Genomic DNA, 20710 nt, shown 5'->3' on the forward strand with positions numbered 1-20710 from the left:
TCAAATAGCGTTAAGAGATTATTCTGGAAAGAATAATTTCCTTCACACAAGTTGTAATTTTTTCCGGTGAAAGTTGTGCATTAATAATATGATTTGCACATTCACAATAGAGTTTTTCCCTTGCTGCAAGCACTTCTTCCATTTCTTCAACAATAGATTTTCCTGTCAAACTGGGACGTTGAGTATTTTCCGGCTGCTGCATTAATCGTTCTGCTAATATGTCAGCTGAAGTCTGAAGATAAATCACCGTACCATTTTGCTGCATATATTGGCGATTTTCAGCTGAAAGAATGATTCCGCCACCCGTGGAAACAACCCGATTTTTTTGACTAACTTTTTGTAAAGCCTGACTTTCCAATTGCCGGAATTGTAGCCATCCTTGCTGATTAACAATATCAGCAATTGTCATATTACTGGTTTGTTGAATATGATGGTCGGTGTCAATAAATGTGTACGATAATTCATTCGCTAATAGTTTTCCAACCGTCGTTTTTCCTGCTCCACGTGCACCTACAATAAACAATATTTGGTTCATTGCCTGATATCCTTGGTAAATTTCATCATTAAAAATATATTAGCACCTATAGTAACCAGTACTTTACATCAACGTAAAATCAAAAGTTAATGATACATGGAAAAAACTACCCCAAGGCATGATTCTACTGATATCTCAATTAATCAAATACGCTTTTGGGGTAACAATAAAACAGATTATTTACGGATTAGATCATCGCCATAACCAACCCATTTATACGTAGTCAGCGCATCCAATCCCATTGGGCCACGGGAATGTAGTTTCTGAGTACTGACTGCAACTTCTGCTCCCAAACCAAATTGCCCACCATCAGTAAAGCGAGTACTGGCATTCACATAAACCGCTGCGGAATCCACCTGACGAACAAAATAGTCAGCATTGTGCAAAGATTGCGTCAAAATTGCATCAGAGTGGGATGTACCGTATGTACGGATATGGTTAATTGCCTGTTCAATATCACTGACAATTTCTACATTCATATCCAGAGATAGCCATTCATCGCTGTAATCTACTTCTGTTACCTCTACGACCTTAGCAGGACCCTCTTGCAAAAATTCCATTGCTGACTTACTTGCATGGAGAGTAACACCTTGTTCTTTCATGTCTTCGCTCAGCACAGGCAAAAAGTCTGCCGCGATTTTCTCATGCACCAGCAAAGTTTCCAAAGCATTACAGGCGCTTGGGCGTTGTACCTTAGCGTTAGTGATTACAGTCAATGCCTGATTAAAATCCACACTTTCATCAACAAAAATATGACAGACACCAATCCCCCCAGTGATAACCGGAATAGTTGATTGCTCGCGGCACAGTTTATGCAACCCAGCACCACCACGTGGAATCAACATATCCACATAACGGTCCATTTTCAGTAGCTGAGTGACTAATTCACGATCCGGTTTATCTATCGCCTGCACGGCAGCGGCAGGCAACCCACTCTGTTCAAGTGCGCGCTGAATCACTTTAACTGTTGCCTGATTGGTGTTGTGAGTTTCTTTACCACCACGCAAAATAACCGCATTACCGGTTTTCAAACACAGAGATGCAACATCAATAGTGACATTAGGGCGCGCTTCATAAATCACCCCAACCACCCCAAGGGGCACACGACGACGCTCCAACTTCAAACCACTGTCGAGCAAACTGCCATCAATGACTTGTCCAACCGGATCAGATAAACGGCATACTTGGCGAACATCATTCGATATCGCTGCCAAACGTTCAGATGTCAGTAACAGACGATCCAACAATGCTTCATTCATCCCCTGTTCACGGGCCTGAATCACATCAAACTGATTAGCGTCGAGAATGACAGCACTTTCCTGTTCCAGCAAATCTGCAATATGGATTAATGCCTGATTTTTCTGTTTTGTACTTAGCTGTGCCAGTTGCCATGAAGCCTCTCTGGCAGCCTTTCCCATTTGTTCTAACATTATGAATCCTTAACTCACGATCATGTCGTCACGATGAACCGCAACAGCACCATATTCATAACCGAGGATTTGGCTTATCTGTTGTGAATGATGGCCGGCAATCAAGCGCAAAGCATCACTATTATAGCGGCTAACACCACGTGCCAAATCCCTGCCAGACAGACTACGAATGCAGATAACCTCTCCTCGGGAGAAATTGCCTTTAATATTTTTAATCCCTTTCGGTAATAAAGAGCTGCCTTTTTCACAGATTGCAGTTCCAGCACCGTGATCAACAATAATTTCACCCGCAGGAGGTGCACCAAAAATCCAACGCTTACGGTTTTCCATCGGACTTGGCAACCCATGGAAGCGAGTACCAACTGGGTTACCTTCAATGACATCAGAGATGACATTAGGTTTACTGCCCGCTGCAATAATCACATCAATACCAGCGCGACCGGCAATCCCCGCAGCCTGAAGTTTAGTTGCCATTCCCCCCGTTCCTAAACCAGAAACGCTACCACCAGCAACCATACGTAATTCATCACTGATGTCATAAACTTCCGGGATAAGTTCTGCATTTGGATTGCTACGTGGATCAGCGGTATATAACCCTTCAATATCAGTCAACAATAACAACTTATCTGCTCCACCCAAAATTGCTGCCAATGCAGATAAATTATCATTATCACCAACTTTAATTTCGGCAGTAGCAACCGCATCATTCTCATTGATTACAGGAACAATACGATTATCAAGCAAAGCATGTAGAGTATCTCTGGCATTTAAAAAACGTTCACGATCTTCCAAATCTGCACGAGTCAATAGCATCTGTCCAACATGAATGCCATAAATAGAAAAAAGCTGCTCCCATAACTGAATCAACCGGCTTTGGCCTACCGCAGCCAATAATTGTTTAGAGGCAATAGTAGCAGGCAAATCAGGGTATCCCAGATGTTCCCGACCTGCTGCAATAGCACCGGAAGTCACAATTATAATGCGGTGGCCTTTTCCATGTTGCTGAGCGCATTGGCGTACAAGCTCCACAATATGGGCTCGATTGAGACGACGCGATCCACCCGTCAGTACACTTGTTCCCAGTTTCACAACCAATGTTTGGCTGCTATTCATCATATTTCTGCCGTTATATTTAATTAAAAAACAGTGTTCAGTTTTAACAGGAGAGAAGCATTATGCCAACAGGCATCACGCTAAATTGAAAAATTGTTAGTTTAAAACAAACTTATGCTATTAATTTCAACTGAAAATGCGCTAACTCTTCAGAACACACTGTTTTAATCTACAAGAGTCAATGGCTTCGATAAAGCATGTGAGAGAATCCTGTAAATTGGTTAGAAATCATAAAGTAAGAACAATTAATAACAGATCTTATTTTTCAACCATTGACTGGTCTCTTGTAGCGCCTTATTGAAACTGCTGTAAACAGGCGTTGTCGGAATAGCAAGTAATTTACTATCTATAGACGACATTGCTATCAGCTTCGACTCTTCTTTCGAGCTGAAAATATCATTCTGCCAGTAACCTGCCAACATAGGAACGGGGCAACGCCGGCCTAACAAACCTTGTTTTTTAAGAGAGTAACAGCTGAGTTCAAGACGAAACGCATTTTCATCCACATTATCAATACCCAACCTGCTGGCAAACATATCAAGATACATTGCTGGCGCATTTTGCTGGCGCTCAACACTATTGAGCCATTCATGAACAATAGCACCAAGAACAGCAATACCTTTAATACGTTTAGATTCCAAATAGGCTAACCGGACAGCAACATTAGCACCAAAACGGAAACCAAAGATGCCAACCCGGGTATGGTCAATCCAGGGGATTTCTCTCAATTGATGGATAACTTGCTGATGAAGAGTACAAGAATCTTGTGTCAACTTTAGACGTGAAGAATAACCTATTGAAGGCATATCCACCGTCAACATGGCAAACCCGAGAGGAGCCAAATAATCGCGGAATAGCCGATAATAATCACTTTGCAAATTATCCAGGCTGCCACAAACCAAAATGGTTGGAGACGGTCCCTGCGGTTGCTGAGGCAAGTGAAGGAAACCGGTCACACAACCGCCTTCTTTCAGTTTGAACTCTATTTTCCTCAACTGATAGTCAGAGTAATGAGCTGCATTTTCATAAGCTTTATTTGCCAAAATAACTGCCTGCTGAGACAACTCATCACCTTTAAGATGGGGATAACCGGCAATGCTATACAAATTGGCTGCTTTCAACCAGAAACTGCCAGCTTCTGGCGTTTGTCCCGTCTGCAATGCTTTCTGCTGCCAGAACATAGCCTGATGTGACCACTCAAAAACCCAGTTACCTTTACGATATCCAACTACAGTATCCAATAAACCATCATTACTACGTTGGGAACTTGTTATGGCAATCCGGCACAATACTTCTTCTATTTCAAATGGATCAACTCCCCGCCAAATCCACATCAACCGGTTAATCATACGATACCAGCGCCTGTGGCTATTACCGTCCAACGTATTGTAATTACCGGTAATCAATCGCGAATAGCGGCGCTTTACCAGCGTAGAGGTTTCCTGATGTTTTTGCCTTGGCTTAAAAAGTGATTCTGAAAGATTCTGTTTTGCCATAACAAATGCTGACTTTATTTGCCTTCACAAATTGGTGGAACGAACACTACACCCATATCCCAAGGTTGCTCAATCCAGGTATCTTGTGGAATATCAATAATATAATCATCAACCAAAGGACGACCTGCCGGCTTAGCAAAAATAGTCACAAAATGAGCTTTTGGGTACATTTCACGAATAGCCTGAGCGGTGCCACCAGTGTCAACTAAATCATCGACGACGATGAAACCTTCACCATCACCTTCTGCTTTCTTCAATATTTGCAGCTCACGTTGATTATTATGGTCATAGCTGGAAATACAAACTGTATCTACATGACGGATACCCAGTTCACGCGCAAGGAGCGCTCCAGGTACAAGGCCCCCACGACTGACAGCAATGATGCCTTTCCACTGTTCGACAGGAAGCAAACGTTGTGCCAATTTACGGGCATGTATTTGCAACATATCCCAGGTTACGACGTATTTTTCGCTCATAAGAATTGATCCCGGCAACTAAGAATATTTCAGAAAAGATTTTTTGCAGAAAAAAGTTGCGCGAGATTATAGTGATTTAAGTGAGCAAAAACCAGCGGAAACAGGGAATCGACGAATCATATTATTCTTACCAAAAGAAAATGGTATTCTGAGTTTAACAACATCATAGCGTTAAGCGCTCGTAATAATAAAACCTATATCTCGGGTAGAGATTAGTATTTTCATCTTATTGAAATGCAGTCACAGGAGATTCGTCGTGTCAGAACTATCACAATTATCCCCTCAACCTCTATGGGACATCTTTGCCAAAATCTGCTCTATTCCTCACCCTTCTTATCATGAAGAAGCGCTGGCAACTCACATTGTGCAATGGGCTCAAGAGAAACGCTTACATGTTGAACGAGATCAGGTTGGCAACATTCTGATCAGAAAGCCAGCCAGTAAAGGACTGGAAAATCGTAAGGCGGTTGTTCTACAAGCACACCTTGATATGGTGCCGCAGAAAAACAACGATACAGAGCACGATTTCACTAAAGATCCTATCCGCCCTTATATTGATGGGGAATGGGTTACGGCACAAGGTACAACACTCGGTGCCGATAACGGTATTGGTCTGGCGTCAGCATTAGCTGTATTGATTGATGACAATGTAAAACATGGCCCGCTGGAAGTTTTACTGACCATGACGGAAGAAACTGGAATGGATGGTGCTTTTGGCCTGCAACCGGGCTGGCTTAAAGCTGATATTTTAATCAATACCGATTCAGAAGAAGAAGGCGAAATCTATATGGGTTGTGCTGGCGGTATCGATTTCACGGCAACTTTAGCACTGACTCGTGAAGAAGTTCCGGCTAACTACAAAACATTAAAACTGATAATCAAAGGTCTCAAAGGCGGGCATTCCGGTTGTGATATTCATTTGGGGCTGGGTAATGCCAACAAACTTCTGGCACGATTCCTTGCCGCCCATACGGAGGAATTGGCGCTCAAACTGCTCGATTTCCAAGGCGGTACTCTGCGTAATGCTATTCCACGTGAAGGCCATGTCATTGTTGCCATCCCCGCAGATAGAGCAGCACAGCTTACCCAATTGAAAGATAAATACCTTGGCATACTGAAAAACGAATATGCCATAGTCGAGAAAAACCTGACTATATTGCTGGAAGAAGTTGAAACCAATATTCAGGCATTAACTGATGACTGCCAAAATCGTTTTATCTCATTGTTAAACAGCACTCCTAATGGTGTTATCCGTATGAGTGATGTCATCAAAGGTGTGGTAGAAACCTCGCTAAACGTGGGTGTTGTTGCTATGGAGCAAGGTAAGGTGAACGTTATTTACTTAATCCGTTCGCTTATCGACAGCGGCAAATCTTACGTCATCAGTATGCTCTCTTCTCTGGCTAAACTGTCGAATGCTGAAATTTCCGCTAAAGGTGATTATCCCGGCTGGCAACCAAATGCAAATTCCCCAGTCATGCATTTGGTACGTGAAACTTATCAACAACTATTCGATAAGACACCTAATATTATGGTGATTCATGCAGGACTAGAATGTGGATTATTCAAGAAACCTTATCCTGATATGGATATGGTATCCATCGGGCCAACTATCACAGGCGCTCACTCCCCTGACGAACAGGTTCACATTAAGAGTGTCGGGCAATATTGGCAACTGCTGACCGCAGTCCTGAAAGCCATTCCTGAAAAAGTTTAATCAGCTCTCCCCTGCCTCGATGTGATGGTAGGGGAATTACCATTCAAGCAAAAGCTGCCGCTCAATCTGCGGGTCCTGCAAAGTCACATGCAGACCGACTAAACGAACACCACGCCCTTCCCGCCGGGATACCCATGTTTTCTGAGCCAATTGCAGTAAATCCTGTTTATCCAATAGTGGATGAACATGCTCCTGAGTGGTTAGTTGAAAATCATCAAATTTCATTTTAACCCCTTGACGGGCAATTCTCAGATCAGGTTTAACGTGACTCAATCGTTTTTCTAATTCCAGATATAAACTTTCTATAAGTTCAATACACTGTTCCCATTGATGAATATCACTTACCAGTGTCCGCTCCACACCAACCGATTTTCGCAGACGATCTGGGTTCACCAATCGCTCATCAATACCGTGACAACGATCCCAAAGTACCTGACCAAATTTCCCCAACTGTTTCACCAAAACAATGACGTCATACTTTTGCACATCAGCGCAAATTTCTAATCCCATATCAGCCAGCCGTTGCACCGTGACTTTGCCAACACCTGGGATTTTTCGTAAAGGTAAAACCTTAACAAAATCAGCCAATTGATCAGGAGGAATGACATACTGCCCATTCGGTTTATTTATATCAGAAGCGATTTTTGCCAAAAATTTCACCGGTGCAATACCGGCTGATGCCGTCAATTGTAGTTCATCAAAAATAGATTGACGGATTTCTTGCGCTATAAGAGTGGCAGACCCATAACAATAATGACTATCAGTCACATCCAGATAAGCTTCGTCCAATGAAAGAGGCTCTATCCACTGTGTATAACGGGAAAATATCTGACGGATATGTAACGAAACCTCCTTATACAACGCCATACGCCCCGGAAGAACCTTAAGCTGAGGACAAAGTTTCAGCGCCATTGCAGTAGACATTGCACTACGTACCCCAAAACGACGGGCGGGATAATTAGCAGTACTAATCACACCCCGTTTGTCTGCACTGCCACCCACAGCGATTGGAACATGACGAAGTGACGGATTATCACGCATTTCAATAGCCGCGTAGAAGCAATCCATATCAATATGAATAATCTTTCGCATTCTGCTTTAGCCCGTCAACAACAACTGTATAAACATACATAAAAACAGACTTAATAACAACATAAAGAGAATGTCATCGCATTACTGTTAAAAATATTTTGTTAAGAAAAATAAATTAATTAATACCGTTATTAACTCTTTACTGACCAATTATTTTCGTTAAGTGACCTATCCTTTAAGTGCAACTTTATTTAGTGACACTTCAAGGATGCTTATGATAATGAAAAATAGCGGTAAACCACAAAAAACCCCAACGACAGCGACGATAAAACAAATTAATCGTACTCTTTATTATGCTTTATCAGGCATGATTATGCTGAGTACTGGCCTACCAGGCTATCTGGCTGCACAAGAAAATAGCGAACAAAAAGCAAGAGAAAAACTGGAAAAACCAGAGAAAGTCATCACACTTTCTACACTTTCTGTTATTGGCGAATTGAACAATAGCGTCAGTGCTGGTAGCTCAGTATTGAAAAAAGAGGATATCGAACGTACCCAGGCAGATAATATTGCCGAGCTACTCGATCAACTTCCCGGCGTCTCTATGTCAGGATCGCCTCGCCCAGGCGGCCAAACCCTTAACATCTGGGGAATGGGCGACACAGAAGACGTTAAAATCATCCTAGATGATGCACCAAAAGGATTTGAGAAATATCGCCAAGGCTCTATCTTTATTGAACCCGAATTAATCAAACGAGTCGATGTCGATAAAGGCCCACATAATCTACTGGATGGGAATGGCGGATTTGGCGGAACAGTTAAAGTGGTCACCAAAGATGCCAGTGATTTATTACGCCCGGGAGAAGATTTTGGTGGATTACTAAAATACAGTTATCACACTAATGATCGCCAAAATATTTATAGCAGCGCAGTCTATGGCCGGACAATAGAAGGCTTTGCTGACGGTCTGTTATATATGAGCAAACGAGATGGTGGCAATATTAAGAGACCAGATGGTACCCGTTTTGCTTTCTCTAAAAGTGATCAGGCATCCTACTTACTAAAAACTAACTTTTATTTAAACGATACTCACGCATTAACGCTTTCCGCTATGCGTTCTGAATCTAACGGCTGGCAACCATGGGCAGCAAAACGTGATGAAATAGCCGTTCCGTCAGAAGCCGAGATTGAAAAATATGGTTGGAATGAAGCCTGGCGCCGGAAATTGGTTTACCGTGATCAAACAGACCAAAATTACACAGCTAAATGGAATATTGCACCGGAAGATAATCCATTACTTAACCTAACAGCAACTTATGCTTATTCCAAAACCGAACAACATGATAAACGCTCTAAAAAAGCCCATAATAGTTTTATTGGTTCATTGGGAAATGAAAGCTGGATTGACTATGTGGATAACGTAGTAGATATAAATAACAAAAGTGATTTTATAACCGGACCAATAGAACATACATTATTAGCTGGAGTTCGTTGGCATAAAAATCAACGTAGTACCCTTATCCATGATAGAAGTAAAGACAAAAAACCTGAATATAATCATGGCTATTTTCAGCCAACCTATATGCCTTCAGGCGAGCAAAAAACGAATAGTTTCTATTTGCAGGATACAATGGTTATCGGCAGTGTTACTGTGACGCCCGGTGTTCGCTATGACCATATCACCAATATTGGCAAACCCAATATCGCGGCAATCTACAATGATAACTCACCAAATGTAGGTCATGATTATCGCAATGTCACCTATACTGGCTGGTCTCCTCATTTTGGCATCATGTGGAAAACAACACAAAACCTGTCACTATTTTCAGATATCAGCCGGACATGGCGCGCTCCGTTGGTGGATGAACAGTATGAAATGCAATATGCCAAGGCAAGTGTCACTGCCACCAGCCGTAACTTGGATGTAGAAAGAATAACTGGTTTACGCTTCGGTGCGATTCTGAATTTCAATAGCCTGCTGGCGGACCAAGATAGTTTGCAAATCCGTACGACTTTATTCCGTAATAGAGGCAAGGATGAAATATTTGCCCGTCGCGGAATAGTATGTAAATCACCGGATTGCGGAAAGCCTTTATCCAACTACCGTAATTTACCGGGATATACCATTCAAGGATTGGAAATCGAGACTTTCTACGACAGCAATTCCTTGTTCGGAAAACTTTCTTATTCGACTATCCGTGGTCAAAGAGATGCTTCACCACGCAATCCTTGGGGTAATAAAACCTGGATTGCGGAAATTCCACCCACTGCTGCTCGCACTATGTTAGGCATAAAAATCCCTCAATGCCAGATGGCAATAGGCTGGACCGGAGATTTTGTCCGTAAACAAGACAGATCGCCTAAAGATGGAGATCCAATGGCAACACTCTGGTCAATACCCAAAAGCAAAGGTTATGTACTGCATGGCTTATTCGCCAGTTGGCAACCTACTTTCTGGCAAGGTATTGAAGCGCGTGTCACGGTCAATAACCTGTTTAATCGTGATTATTACCCATATCTCAGTGAATCTGTTGCTGGGGTCGGGCGTAACGTTAAATTCAGCGTCTCACTGAAGTTCTAACATCCCACTAAAAAGTTCCCTCTATATACGAGGGAACTCACTTAAGGCCAACAGCTTGACAGATGATGACAATATGAAAATAGTTGGAAATCATAATAACAACACCAAAGACATGCCTAAAATTAATAATTCTGCGCAACAATTTTACTTTGAACATCATGACTGGTTATACAACTGGCTACGCTGTAAAGTCCCTTGCCCCTGCCATGCTGAGGATCTCACACAGGACACTTTCCTGAACGTTCTATCAAGTTCAAATTTGTCAGACATCCGCCAACCACGGCCTTTTCTGGCGACCGTAGCTCGCTGCCTGGTTGCCAACTATTACCGTCGAAGAAAGACCGAAGAGAACTATTTGGAATATATAAACTCGACACCAGAAATGACCATGCCCTCTGCTGAAAGCAGAATTTCCGCATTTGAACAGCTTGAAAAACTTGAGATCACTCTTGATAAATTGCCTGTCCAAGTAAAAAGCGCTTTTTTGCTGGCACAGCTACAGGGACTGCGTTGTAGCGAAATAGCGGATCAACTTGAGGTTTCTTCCCGTTCAGTAAAACAGTATTTGCAACGAGCACATAACAAATGTAAAAAAATTCAAATTTTTACTTAAAATTTAAAAACCATGTTACATTCAAGTTGATTTCATTTAGAAATTATTAATGAAGTTGATTATTCTATATTAACTATAATTGGCTATCACGGAGAAAATTATGCGACACGGAATTACCGCTATAATCCTGCTTTGCTGCTCTGTCAGCGCTTTCGCAACACCACCACAAATTATCGCCCATCGTGCTGGTACAGGTGATGCACCTGAAAATACCGAGTACGCAATTTCCAAATCCTTAGAGAATAAAGCAGATGCTATTTGGATCACTGTTCAGCTTTCAAAGGATGGTATTCCAGTACTCTATCGTCCATCCGATCTAAATAGCCTAACCAATAAAAGCGGACCGGTTTCTGCTTATAAAGCAAAACAATTGGCAAAATTCGATGCTGGTTACAAATTTGGCTCTGATAGTGACCATCCATTCCGTAATAAAGGATTAGGTATCCCAACTTTGGAGCAAATTTTAAAAAAATACCCAGATACTTTCTTCTATATTGATCTGAAATCACCGGATGCAGATCCAGCACAGCAAGCCAAATCACTGGAAAAAGTACTGACCAAACAGCAGGCTTTTACTCGTACCCGTTTCTATTCCACTGACGAAACCTACCTTAAGGCATTACCAAAAGAAATTCAGCGCTTTGAAAGCCGTGATGAAACCCGCACCATGCTGGCAAATATCACCATGGCTCATCAATGTGATATTCCTGCAAATACCGACACCGCTCGTTGGTATGGTTTAGAAATGCGCCGTAACGTAGAAGTTGTTGAGAAATATACGCTTGGTGAAGCGCGCTCCAAATCAGTATTAACATGGGATAACGAAGCAATGAAGTGTTTCCGTGCCAAGGGTGGAGCCAACATCATTTTATTTGGCATTAAAACTGAGGAAGATTTCAAACAAGCTAAAGAGCTTGGTGCCGATGGTGTGCTGGTGGATTCTCCCAAGCTGTTCAGTACCTTAAAAACAGAATAAGAATTTAGGATTCCCGGCAAGAAACTCTTCCAGTAATTATTTTGCAGGAACACTTTCCCCCATATATACCTGTTATCTTTCAAGTTGCCTCTTTGTTGGCTGCACTCACTCACCCCGGTCACATAGTTCTCTATGCTCCCGGGGATTCGCTCCCTTGCCGTCGCGATCCATCTTGAAATCTATTGGGACTAGGGTAAATAAGGTGCGAATACATATAAAACGCATTTTCCAAACTCAAGATAAGCTTTTTAATAATCAATCCCCAATTTCTTTAAGCGTGAGATCAATGTCGTTGGATTCATTCCCAACAATTTTGCTGCGCCGTCATCACCAAAAATTTTCCCCTTGCATTGTTTAACGGCAAGAGAGAAATTTTTAATTTCCAGGTCTTTCAGTTGTTGCATAGTCAGCACATCTTCGATTTGTTGAAACTCATTATAAATATTCTGATGCGTAGTTTCATTTTGTTGTTGATCTTGCTCCAGCAAATATTTAAAGGAAACAGCACCTTGTTTGGCTGTAATTAATGCGCGTTCAATGACATTTTGCAATTCACGAATATTACCCGGCCAGTCATATTGCTGTAGTTCTAAAACATGCTTTTGTGAAAATGGTAGATAATTAATTTTACGCTTGTCACAAATCAACTTAGTAAAGTGTGTAACCAAAAGAGGAATATCTTCTTTACGGTCACGTAAGGCTGGTGAAGAAATCGGGAATACATTTAAACGGAAATACAGGTCTTCACGAAAGCGTTTATGTTTAACTTCTTCTTTTAAATTACGGTTGGTGGCAGCAATAATCCTCACATTCACATGCCGCGTTTTTTCTTCGCCAACCCTCTCAAAAGTTCCTTCCTGTAACACACGCAGCAATTTACTTTGCAACTCGACAGGAATCTCGCCTATTTCATCTAAAAACAGTGTACCCTGGTCCGCTAGTTCAAAACGTCCAGCGCGATCACGCACCGCTCCAGTAAATGCCCCTTTGACATGTCCGAAAAATTCACTTTCAAACAGTTCAGAAGGAATGGCAGCACAGTTAACCCGAATAAGTGGTTGCTCTTGACGGTCACTGGATTGGTGAATGGCACGGGCAATCAGCTCCTTGCCTGTACCTGATTCACCATAAATCATCACGTTGGCATCGGTTGAAGCAACCACCTTGATTTTTTCAATAATCTGTAAAATGGATGCGCTACTGCCAATAATTTCATGATATTGATTTTCTTGTAAAATTTCTTCCTGCAGATATTCGTTTTGCTGTTCCAGTCGGCTTTTTAAATCTTGCAGTTCTTCAAGGGCATGGGTCAGTTGTTTTTCGGTATTCAGCCGATCGGTAATATTGCGGAACACCACTACCGCGCCAATAATTTCACCGCCACGCATCACTGGGGTACTGGTAAATTCCACGGGAAAACAACTGCCATCACGACGCCAAAAAATTTCCTGAATACCTTCATGCACAATACCGTCATGTACCGCCGCATAAATTGGGCACTCTTCTACAGGATAATCTTCACCATTTTCATGGGTATGGTGATGAATCTGATGGATATTGTTACTTAATACATCTTCAGGTTGCAGCCCCAACATTTTAGCCCCAGCAGGGTTAATAAAGGTACACAAGCCTTGTTTGTTAATACTGTAAATACCGTCACCAACTGAGCTCAGCAATAAATGTTTGCCTGTGTCAGAGTCAATAAATAGTTCTTGTAAGGCTTGCGATTCCTTTAAACCTGTGCAGACAGCTTCATCAGCATTTTTATTGGGTTGCCGCAGTTCTAACTCTTTGACATCCACCAGCGACCATATCAGCAAGGTTTTATTTTTATAGGGCAATGAAATAGAAGTAATATCCAACTGGATTTTTTCACCATTTTTATCCAAGGTATACAGCTCATTGTTCCAGGCCCGACCTTTTACTAACGCTTCTTCGGTAAATGCCACAAGGTACGGCAGCTGTCTGAAATGACCAAAAATGGAAGTTACCGTTTTTTGAATAATTTCATGACGTTCATATCGTAATAATTGGGTGGCGCTAATATTCACATCAATAAATTGATTTAGGTGTGGATCTAACACAATTAATGCCTGTGGCGCGTATTCAAACACCAACGGGCGAATCGAATTTTCAGAAACTACCCAGTCCGAGATAAAATCAGTCGTATTCATACTATGCCCGTCATCTTTCAAGTTGCCTCTTTGTTGGCTGCACTCACCCCGGTCACATCGTTCTCTATGCTCCCGGGGATTCGCTCCCTTGCCGTCGCGATGCAACTTGAAATCCATAGGGTATATGAAATTTCATAATTAAAGTTATGAAATTTCATAATACTACGAAAAATCCTAATTCCCTAGTAGTCCAATTTATCTCCATGAAAAATACTTTTATAGAAATTAAATGCTATTTTTCAATGTGATAAGCATTCACCTCCGTTCTAAAATATAACCTGGCACAGCTTTCGCAATAATACAAACAGACTACATGTTGGTTCATTCACAAATAACATTGAACTAGGAGCTGCTTATGCCAAAGATCGATATTGAACAATATAAAGACGGTGATTTTCTTGTTGATTATGAGGAAAAAGTGTTTGAGGACGTCAAAGCCCAGCCAGGTGAAAAGGCACTGGTGACTTTCCATACCGTTGCATTTGAAGGATCAATTGGCTTGGTCAATGTGTTACAGGCAAAACGTTTGTTGCGCAAAGGCTTTGAAACCAAAATTTTGCTTTACGGCCCAGGTGTACAACTGGGTGTACAACGTGGTTTTCCAACTTTAGGGGCGGAAGCCTTTCCGGGTCATCTAGCCGTCAACAATCAGTTGAAAGCCTTTATGGCAGAAGGTGGCGAAGTCTATGCCTGCCGTTTTGCGTTACAAGCGTTTTATGGTCAAACCGAAAAAGCGCTGATTCCGGGAATTCGTCCAATTAATCCATTGGATGTGATGGATTTAAAACTGCTGATGCGTCGCGATAATGCCTTGATCATTGATACCTGGACTGCATAAAAACATAAACTAGGGGATAAGGTTATGAACCGAATAATTAAAGCTGCCGCAGTACAATGTAGTCCTGTGCTTTATAGTCAAACCGCAACAGTAAAAAAAATCTGTGACATTATTTTAGAGCTTGGAAAACAGGGAGTGCAATTTGCAGTCTTTCCTGAAACCGTCGTGCCTTATTACCCTTATTTTTCCTTTGTACAACCGCCATTTGCCATGGGTAAAGAGCATTTAAAGCTGTTGAATGAATCGGTGGTTGTACCTTCCGAAGCAACCTTAACGATTGGTCAAGCCTGTCTTGAGGCCAACATGGTGGTGTCGATTGGCATTAATGAACGTGCAGGCAGTACGATTTATAACGCGCAACTGTTATTTGATGCTGATGGTTCAATCATTCAGCATCGCCGCAAAATTACCCCAACTTACCATGAACGAATGGTGTGGGGACAAGGTGATGGCAGCGGTTTACGTGCCATTAATTCTGCAGTGGGACGTATTGGTTCGCTGGCATGTTGGGAACATTACAACCCGTTGGCACGTTTTGCTTTAATGGCAGATGGTGAGCAAATTCATGCCGCTATGTTTCCGGGTTCGTTGGTAGGGCAAGTCTTTGCCGATCAAATCCGCGCCACCATTCAACACCATGCATTAGAGTCCGGCTGTTTTGTGATCAATTCCACCGCATGGCTGCATCCTGAACAGCAGCAGCAGATTATGCAGGATACTGGCTGTGATATCGGTCCAATTTCAGGGGGATGTTTTGCCGCCATTGTTTCTCCCGAAGGCAAGCTCCTGGCTGAACCGGTTACACAAGGGGAAGGTTATTGCATTGCCGATCTGAATTTCAGCCTGATTGATAAACGCAAGCGCATGATGGATTCGGTTGGACATTATAGCCGTCCTGAATTGCTCAGCTTATTGATTGATCGTCGTCCAACACAGGTATTACACGAACTGAAAGTTGAAACGTCAGATCAAAGTCATCCCGAAAAGCTCTCAAAACTCAATGAAAAACATGTCGAAACCGTATTGATGTAAACCTAATCGATAGGGGGTTAAAGATGTCTGCAGTACAACTATTAACCGATTTGCAATGTAATGGTCTGAAATGGGAAGGCAAGTTTGGCTTGTCCCGTAAAGGCGGCGCTGGACCAAGTGATCATAAAGCGCTGAGCCTTGACGGGCTGACCATGATGATTCCGGTGCTGAACCTTGCAGCACAAGATTCTCCCTATACCGCCAAACCTGAACCGCACTCTGACAAAGTGATTGTCTTTAAAAACCGGATTCCTGTGGCGACCTTAACTGCGACTGCACGGCCACGTTTTTACGATTTAAAAACCGCAGAAGGCATTGCCTACGAACAAATTGCCACCTTACATAGCCGTGATGTGCTGGCGACAACGGTGTTACAACATTGCATTCGAATGAAAGACAAAGCAACTGCCTGCCAATTTTGTTCGATTGATCAGTCTTTAAAAGAAGGTCGAACCTTGATCCGTAAGCGCCCGGAACAATTGGCGGAGGTCGCGAAAGCCGCCGTTGAACTGGATGGCGTCAAGCAAATGGTGATCACCACAGGCACGCCAAATACGGCAGATCGTGGGGCAAAGATTTTATATGACTCAGTTAAAGCGATTAAGGCTCAAGTCGAGTTGCCAATACAAGTACAGTGCGAGCCACCTGATGATTTTGCCTGGTTTCAACGTTTAAAAGATGCAGGAGCGGTGTCGATTGGGATGCACCTAGAGGCAGTGAGCGAGCGTGTACGGCAGAAAATTATGCCGGGCAAAGCCGAAGTATCGTTGGAAAAATATTTCGCGGCATTTGAAACAGCCGTCGCAGTGTTCGGTCGCGGACAGGTTAGTACCTACATTTTGGCCGGTTTGGGTGACACCGAATTGGAAATCGTCGAGATGACCGCCAAACTAACCGAAATTGGCGTGTATCCGTTTGTGGTCCCGTTTGTACCGATTCGAGGCACCCCCTTAGAACATCACCCTAAACCCGATCAAGCCTTTATGCAGTCGCTTTACTCGAAAATTGGACAGCAACTCAAACAACATGGTTTGAACTCGGAAAATACTCAAGCCGGCTGTGCCAAATGTGGCGCTTGCTCTGCTCTGAAAGCATATGAATAAGGAGAGTGTGATATGGAACTTTCTCACTCCCCTTATGAAGGTCTGAAACCATTTCTTAGCGATGACATTACCATCAAAATTGTGTCGGAAGATTGGGAATATCGCCAATATTATCGTTTGCGTGAAATGACCTTTCGCGATGAACAGAAAATCTTGCAAGAAGATCGTGACGAATATGATGTTAAAGCATTAGGTATCGTTGCCATCGGGAAAATATTCGGTGAGCATGACCAAGTAATTGGCGCCGTGCGGATTTTCCCTGATGGCGAACAGACATGGTATGGCGGGCGTTTATGTGTAGAGCCTTTATATCGACGTCGCCACATCATTGGTAAAGCCTTAATCAATACCGCGGTATCAACCGCCAAGAACCTGGGATGCCGTACTTTTTTAGCCACCGTGCAAAGTCAAAATGAACACTATTTCCAAAGGTTGTGTTGGGATAGTTTGCGTCGGTTGACCGTTGCTAACATTCCACATGTATTGATGCAGGCACAGATTGAAAACTATCCATTACCGCATGTCCCAATGCAAACCTATATGCAAAAGGAGACGCAATGATGGAGCTCAATCAATTACTCAAAATGTTAAAACAGACACCCGCTATGCTGTCCAAACAGGCAATAGCTAACCGTGTTTCAATCAATACAACTTGCCATGTGAATTCATTGGATAGCTTATATACCTATCCCGGAGATGACACGGCAGCAGTGTTGCTAAATGGTCAATATATATTGCACGCCTGTGAAGGCATGTTACCCAATTTTGTGGCTAATCATCCTTATTTTGCAGGATGGTCAGCGGTCATGGCGAATATAAGTGATATTGCTGCAATGGGTGGTCGGGCATTATCAGTAGTGAATAGTTTGTGGCATACCAGTAACGAACATGCCCTGTTGTTAATGCAAGGTATGCAGGATGCTTGTCGTGCTTATGGTGTGCTATTGGTTGGCGGGCATACCAATCTTGGAGTTGTTTATCAGCCCACTTTATCCGTTGCGATTCAAGGCATAGCGCAAAAACTGCTCTCAGTGTTGCATGTCAAACCACAACAAAAAATTCTGATTGCTTTAAATTTGCAAGGGCAATTCCACCCCGAGACCACTTATTGGAAATGCTTTGAGCATGTGCCTGACCACATTTTACAGTCACAAATTGCCTTGTTGCCGCAATTGGCAGAGGCAAATCTGGTTCATGCCGCCCGTGATATTAGCAATGCTGGCATCTTAGGCAGTTTATTGATGCTGCTCGAAGCCACGGCATCAGGGGCACATATTAACCTAGATGCCATGCCTAAACCTGATGATGTGGACTGGTTTAAATGGCTACAAATCTTCCCCAGTTTTGGTTTTCTACTGACCGCCGATGCAAATGAATGTGAAGAAATTATCGAGCTGTTTCATCGTCAAGGCATTACCAGCGCGGTGATTGGTGAAACCAATGTCAATGGTGTAGTTACCGTACAGCAACAGCAGCAATACGACATATTTTGGGATTTTAACCACCAGGTGTTTACCGGTTTTTGTTATGCCGATGCTTTAAAAAAGTTACCGGCTCAATCCGTACAGATTAAACCTCAAAGTCAGCAGGAGTCTATGTTATGCCCAGTGTGAATTTTACTGTGAAATGGCCTGATGGGAAGTTGACTCAATATTACTCACCCTCAACGGTGATTTATGAATATCTATCTATTGGACAACCTTATCCAAGTGCGCAGTTCTTGCATCAAGTTGAAAATGGTCTGCATGCCGCATCGAAAAGGGTACGGGCACGTTATGGCTTTTTCTGTAGTTCGGCCATGGACAATCTGGCGCTGATCAAACGCCAGGCCAAACTCTTCGGGCTAAATCCAGAAGATCAAATTGAAGTGATTGAAATGACGAATCAATGAGAGGGATATTCCATGTTAAGTATCCAAAATCAAATGTTACAGCCCAATTATGATGTGGTGATTGTTGGTGGTGGTCAGGCTGGTTTATGTATCAGTCATTATTTACAAACAGCAGGCATTGACCATGTGATATTGGAAAAAGAATCCAAGTTAACTCATAGCTGGCGTCGTAAACGTTGGGATAATTTTACCTTAGTAACACCGAACTGGCAGTGTTTATTGCCTGAACATCCTTATCAAGGGAACGACCCCGACGGTTTTATGACAAAGCCTGAGATTGTGGCCTATCTTGACGAATTTATTGAAAAAACCCATCCTCCTGCCATTTTAAATATTCAGGTAGAACACGTGGAAAAAGTGGCCGCACATCAGTTTGTCATTAAAACCAATCACGGAACAACCACAGCCAAACAGCTTGTCGTTGCAGCAGGTGGGTATCACACCCCGATTTATCCAAAACTCAGTGATGCCTTGCCAGAGCATGTGAAAGTGATGCATTCGGAAGAATATTTAAATGTAGATCAACTGCCTAAAGGTGCGGTGTTGGTGGTCGGGTCAGGGCAATCCGGTGCACAAATTGCCGAAGATTTACATCTGGCAGGCAAAAAAGTCTATTTATCGACAGGCAATGCCCCACGTTGTGCTCGCTTTTATCGCGGCAAAGATGTAGTGAAATGGCTGTTTGATATGGGTTATTACGAAACGACTGTCAAAAATCATCGTTACAGTGAAGAAGTACGTAACAGTACCAACCACTATGTTACAGGGAGAGACGGTGGGCGTGATATTGACCTGCGTAAATTTGCCTTAGAAGGAATGCAATTGTTCGGACATTTTGATGACTTTAAAGAGGGTCAATTCTGGTTTAAACCTAATTTATCAGAAAACCTAGACAGTGCTGATGACACTTATAATCGCATTAATGCCTCGATTGATGAGTATTTAGAGAAAAACAATATTGCAACCGATGAACCTGCATCGATGTATCAACCTGTTTGGCGGCCTGAACAGGAAATCACCCACATTGATTTAGCAAAAGAAAATATTACTTCTGTGATTTGGTGTATTGGTTTTAGACCAGATTATTCATGGCTTGATTTAGATATTTTTCAAGCCAATGGTTATCCAAAACATGACCGTGGTATTACTGTCGATCCGGATGTCACGTTTATTGGTTTGCCGTGGTTATATACATGGGGCTCCGGGCGTTTTATGGGGATTGATCAGGATGCCGCCTATGTGGTGCAGCATATTGAGCAACAAATAAGTCAGCAAAATATAGATATGTTATATACTTTAATTAAAGGTGCTAAATCTGAAATCAAAGATAAAAGAATATCTCAAATGTGAAATTCCTCACTTCACCTGACAGAAGATTTTTAAACTCTCCAGGTGATATAGAACGGTCAGATCACTGGCTGTTCTATATCACCCTGGACCCTATCAAGAGCCTGTCTCGCCCTGAGGCTGAAAAATCCGGCACGAAAGAAAAACATGATGGTGCGAATACATTAATTAAAGGACAAGGCATAACGACGGGTTATTGGCATCTCTCTATTGTTTAACGCTGAGAATATCGCTCATTTCAACAATTAATAATATGACATCATTATTATAAGAATAATAACTTCAAAAAAAATATCATAAGTATTTTATATTTACCTCCTGATATTTATCCGAAAATTAACCGATATAAAAAATCA

General features: G+C 42.4%; 19 protein-coding genes. 12 read left to right on the forward strand and 7 right to left on the reverse strand.

Translation table 11 applies throughout. The annotated features are described in order from the left end of the window. Nucleotides 1-10: 10 nt before the first annotated feature. From aroL to gpt, 5 genes are all read right to left on the reverse strand, one after another. Entirely contained in the window at nucleotides 11-535 is a 525-nt protein-coding gene (gene aroL, locus BO26_RS07455; RefSeq protein ID WP_036770558.1) for a shikimate kinase AroL, read from the reverse strand. Nucleotides 536-711: 176 nt separating this feature from the next. Beyond that, nucleotides 712-1965, reverse strand: coding sequence for a glutamate-5-semialdehyde dehydrogenase (gene proA / locus BO26_RS07460; RefSeq protein WP_036770560.1), 1254 nt, complete (start codon nucleotides 1963-1965; stop codon nucleotides 712-714). Nucleotides 1966-1974: 9 nt separating this feature from the next. After that, nucleotides 1975-3078: a glutamate 5-kinase gene (proB, locus tag BO26_RS07465; protein WP_036770712.1), complete on the reverse strand. Its 1104-nt coding sequence runs from the start codon at nucleotides 3076-3078 to the stop codon at nucleotides 1975-1977. A gap of 245 nt (nucleotides 3079-3323) precedes the next feature. Continuing rightward, nucleotides 3324-4574, reverse strand: coding sequence for an esterase FrsA (gene frsA, locus BO26_RS07470; protein ID WP_036770563.1), 1251 nt, complete (start codon nucleotides 4572-4574; stop codon nucleotides 3324-3326). Between the two features lie 14 nt (nucleotides 4575-4588). Continuing rightward, nucleotides 4589-5050: a xanthine phosphoribosyltransferase gene (gene gpt / locus BO26_RS07475; protein WP_036770566.1), complete on the reverse strand. Its 462-nt coding sequence runs from the start codon at nucleotides 5048-5050 to the stop codon at nucleotides 4589-4591. A gap of 256 nt (nucleotides 5051-5306) precedes the next feature. On the opposite strand from gpt, the gene pepD reads away from it, so the two are divergent. Next, the gene (gene pepD / locus BO26_RS07480) at nucleotides 5307-6767 is read left to right on the forward strand and encodes a beta-Ala-His dipeptidase (protein ID WP_036770569.1); all 1461 of its coding nucleotides are present in this window, start codon (nucleotides 5307-5309) and stop codon (nucleotides 6765-6767) included. 36 nt (nucleotides 6768-6803) lie between these two features. Here pepD and dinB read toward each other — a convergent pair whose 3' ends face one another. Next, a complete protein-coding gene (gene dinB, locus BO26_RS07485) occupies nucleotides 6804-7859 on the reverse strand; it encodes a DNA polymerase IV (protein ID WP_036770572.1) in 1056 nt (351 codons plus the stop codon). Between the two features lie 208 nt (nucleotides 7860-8067). Here dinB and BO26_RS07490 point away from each other — a divergent pair, with 208 nt between their 5' ends. From BO26_RS07490 to BO26_RS07500, 3 genes are all read left to right on the forward strand, one after another. After that, nucleotides 8068-10380: a TonB-dependent hemoglobin/transferrin/lactoferrin family receptor gene (locus BO26_RS07490; protein WP_036770575.1), complete on the forward strand. Its 2313-nt coding sequence runs from the start codon at nucleotides 8068-8070 to the stop codon at nucleotides 10378-10380. A gap of 73 nt (nucleotides 10381-10453) precedes the next feature. Further along, nucleotides 10454-10993, forward strand: a complete 540-nt coding sequence (locus BO26_RS07495; RefSeq protein WP_236637389.1) for a sigma-70 family RNA polymerase sigma factor — start codon at nucleotides 10454-10456, stop codon at nucleotides 10991-10993. Nucleotides 10994-11093: 100 nt separating this feature from the next. Next, nucleotides 11094-11969, forward strand: coding sequence for a glycerophosphodiester phosphodiesterase family protein (locus BO26_RS07500; protein WP_036770578.1), 876 nt, complete (start codon nucleotides 11094-11096; stop codon nucleotides 11967-11969). A gap of 248 nt (nucleotides 11970-12217) precedes the next feature. On the opposite strand, the gene BO26_RS07505 is transcribed toward BO26_RS07500, so the two are convergent. Next, nucleotides 12218-14143, reverse strand: a complete 1926-nt coding sequence (locus BO26_RS07505; protein ID WP_036770579.1) for a sigma 54-interacting transcriptional regulator — start codon at nucleotides 14141-14143, stop codon at nucleotides 12218-12220. A 355-nt stretch (nucleotides 14144-14498) separates the two neighbouring features. On the opposite strand from BO26_RS07505, the gene BO26_RS07510 reads away from it, so the two are divergent. Genes BO26_RS07510 through BO26_RS07545 form a run of 8 tightly spaced genes read left to right on the forward strand, consistent with a single transcriptional unit; the run spans nucleotide 14499 to nucleotide 20572 of the window. Further along, nucleotides 14499-14981, forward strand: a complete 483-nt coding sequence (locus BO26_RS07510) for an MSMEG_0572/Sll0783 family nitrogen starvation response protein (RefSeq protein WP_036770581.1) — start codon at nucleotides 14499-14501, stop codon at nucleotides 14979-14981. Between the two features lie 24 nt (nucleotides 14982-15005). Beyond that, nucleotides 15006-16013, forward strand: a complete 1008-nt coding sequence (locus BO26_RS07515; RefSeq protein ID WP_036770583.1) for a Nit6803 family nitrilase — start codon at nucleotides 15006-15008, stop codon at nucleotides 16011-16013. 23 nt (nucleotides 16014-16036) lie between these two features. Further along, entirely contained in the window at nucleotides 16037-17116 is a 1080-nt protein-coding gene (locus BO26_RS07520; RefSeq protein WP_036770585.1) for an MSMEG_0568 family radical SAM protein, read from the forward strand. Nucleotides 17117-17128: 12 nt separating this feature from the next. Next, nucleotides 17129-17677: an MSMEG_0567/Sll0786 family nitrogen starvation N-acetyltransferase gene (locus BO26_RS07525; RefSeq protein ID WP_036770587.1), complete on the forward strand. Its 549-nt coding sequence runs from the start codon at nucleotides 17129-17131 to the stop codon at nucleotides 17675-17677. After that, nucleotides 17674-18729 carry a sll0787 family AIR synthase-like protein gene (locus BO26_RS07530; RefSeq protein ID WP_036770590.1) on the forward strand — a complete coding sequence of 352 codons (1056 nt, stop codon included), beginning with the start codon at nucleotides 17674-17676 and terminating at the stop codon, nucleotides 18727-18729. The genes BO26_RS07525 and BO26_RS07530 overlap by 4 nt, the downstream gene beginning before the upstream one ends. Further along, entirely contained in the window at nucleotides 18717-19007 is a 291-nt protein-coding gene (locus BO26_RS07535) for an MSMEG_0570 family nitrogen starvation response protein (RefSeq protein WP_036770592.1), read from the forward strand. The genes BO26_RS07530 and BO26_RS07535 overlap by 13 nt, the downstream gene beginning before the upstream one ends. A gap of 12 nt (nucleotides 19008-19019) precedes the next feature. Continuing rightward, nucleotides 19020-20357 carry an MSMEG_0569 family flavin-dependent oxidoreductase gene (locus tag BO26_RS07540; protein ID WP_036770595.1) on the forward strand — a complete coding sequence of 446 codons (1338 nt, stop codon included), beginning with the start codon at nucleotides 19020-19022 and terminating at the stop codon, nucleotides 20355-20357. Beyond that, nucleotides 20354-20572 (forward strand): hypothetical protein, encoded by a 219-nt coding sequence (locus BO26_RS07545; protein WP_036770598.1) that lies wholly within the window; start codon nucleotides 20354-20356, stop codon nucleotides 20570-20572. The genes BO26_RS07540 and BO26_RS07545 overlap by 4 nt, the downstream gene beginning before the upstream one ends. Nucleotides 20573-20710: the final 138 nt, after the last annotated feature.

The sequence above is a fragment of the Photorhabdus australis DSM 17609 genome (genome assembly GCF_000711895.1).
Taxonomy (GTDB): domain Bacteria; phylum Pseudomonadota; class Gammaproteobacteria; order Enterobacterales; family Enterobacteriaceae; genus Photorhabdus; species Photorhabdus australis.

Excerpts from the sequence above, each read along its gene's own strand:
- frsA (WP_036770563.1), bottom strand. The coding sequence starts at position 4,574 with ATGGCAAAACAGAATCTTTCAGAATCACTTTTTAAGCCAAGGCAAAAA.
- gpt (WP_036770566.1), bottom strand. The coding sequence starts at position 5,050 with ATGAGCGAAAAATACGTCGTAACCTGGGATATGTTGCAAATACATGCC.
- BO26_RS07495 (WP_236637389.1), top strand. The coding sequence starts at position 10,454 with ATGAAAATAGTTGGAAATCATAATAACAACACCAAAGACATGCCTAAA.
- BO26_RS07515 (WP_036770583.1), top strand. The coding sequence starts at position 15,006 with ATGAACCGAATAATTAAAGCTGCCGCAGTACAATGTAGTCCTGTGCTT.
- BO26_RS07510 (WP_036770581.1), top strand. The coding sequence starts at position 14,499 with ATGCCAAAGATCGATATTGAACAATATAAAGACGGTGATTTTCTTGTT.
- dinB (WP_036770572.1), bottom strand. The coding sequence starts at position 7,859 with ATGCGAAAGATTATTCATATTGATATGGATTGCTTCTACGCGGCTATT.
- proB (WP_036770712.1), bottom strand. The coding sequence starts at position 3,078 with ATGAATAGCAGCCAAACATTGGTTGTGAAACTGGGAACAAGTGTACTG.
- BO26_RS07530 (WP_036770590.1), top strand. The coding sequence starts at position 17,674 with ATGATGGAGCTCAATCAATTACTCAAAATGTTAAAACAGACACCCGCT.
- BO26_RS07520 (WP_036770585.1), top strand. The coding sequence starts at position 16,037 with ATGTCTGCAGTACAACTATTAACCGATTTGCAATGTAATGGTCTGAAA.
- BO26_RS07505 (WP_036770579.1), bottom strand. The coding sequence starts at position 14,143 with ATGAATACGACTGATTTTATCTCGGACTGGGTAGTTTCTGAAAATTCG.
- BO26_RS07540 (WP_036770595.1), top strand. The coding sequence starts at position 19,020 with ATGTTAAGTATCCAAAATCAAATGTTACAGCCCAATTATGATGTGGTG.
- BO26_RS07525 (WP_036770587.1), top strand. The coding sequence starts at position 17,129 with ATGGAACTTTCTCACTCCCCTTATGAAGGTCTGAAACCATTTCTTAGC.
- BO26_RS07490 (WP_036770575.1), top strand. The coding sequence starts at position 8,068 with ATGCTTATGATAATGAAAAATAGCGGTAAACCACAAAAAACCCCAACG.
- aroL (WP_036770558.1), bottom strand. The coding sequence starts at position 535 with ATGAACCAAATATTGTTTATTGTAGGTGCACGTGGAGCAGGAAAAACG.
- BO26_RS07500 (WP_036770578.1), top strand. The coding sequence starts at position 11,094 with ATGCGACACGGAATTACCGCTATAATCCTGCTTTGCTGCTCTGTCAGC.
- proA (WP_036770560.1), bottom strand. The coding sequence starts at position 1,965 with ATGTTAGAACAAATGGGAAAGGCTGCCAGAGAGGCTTCATGGCAACTG.
- BO26_RS07535 (WP_036770592.1), top strand. The coding sequence starts at position 18,717 with ATGCCCAGTGTGAATTTTACTGTGAAATGGCCTGATGGGAAGTTGACT.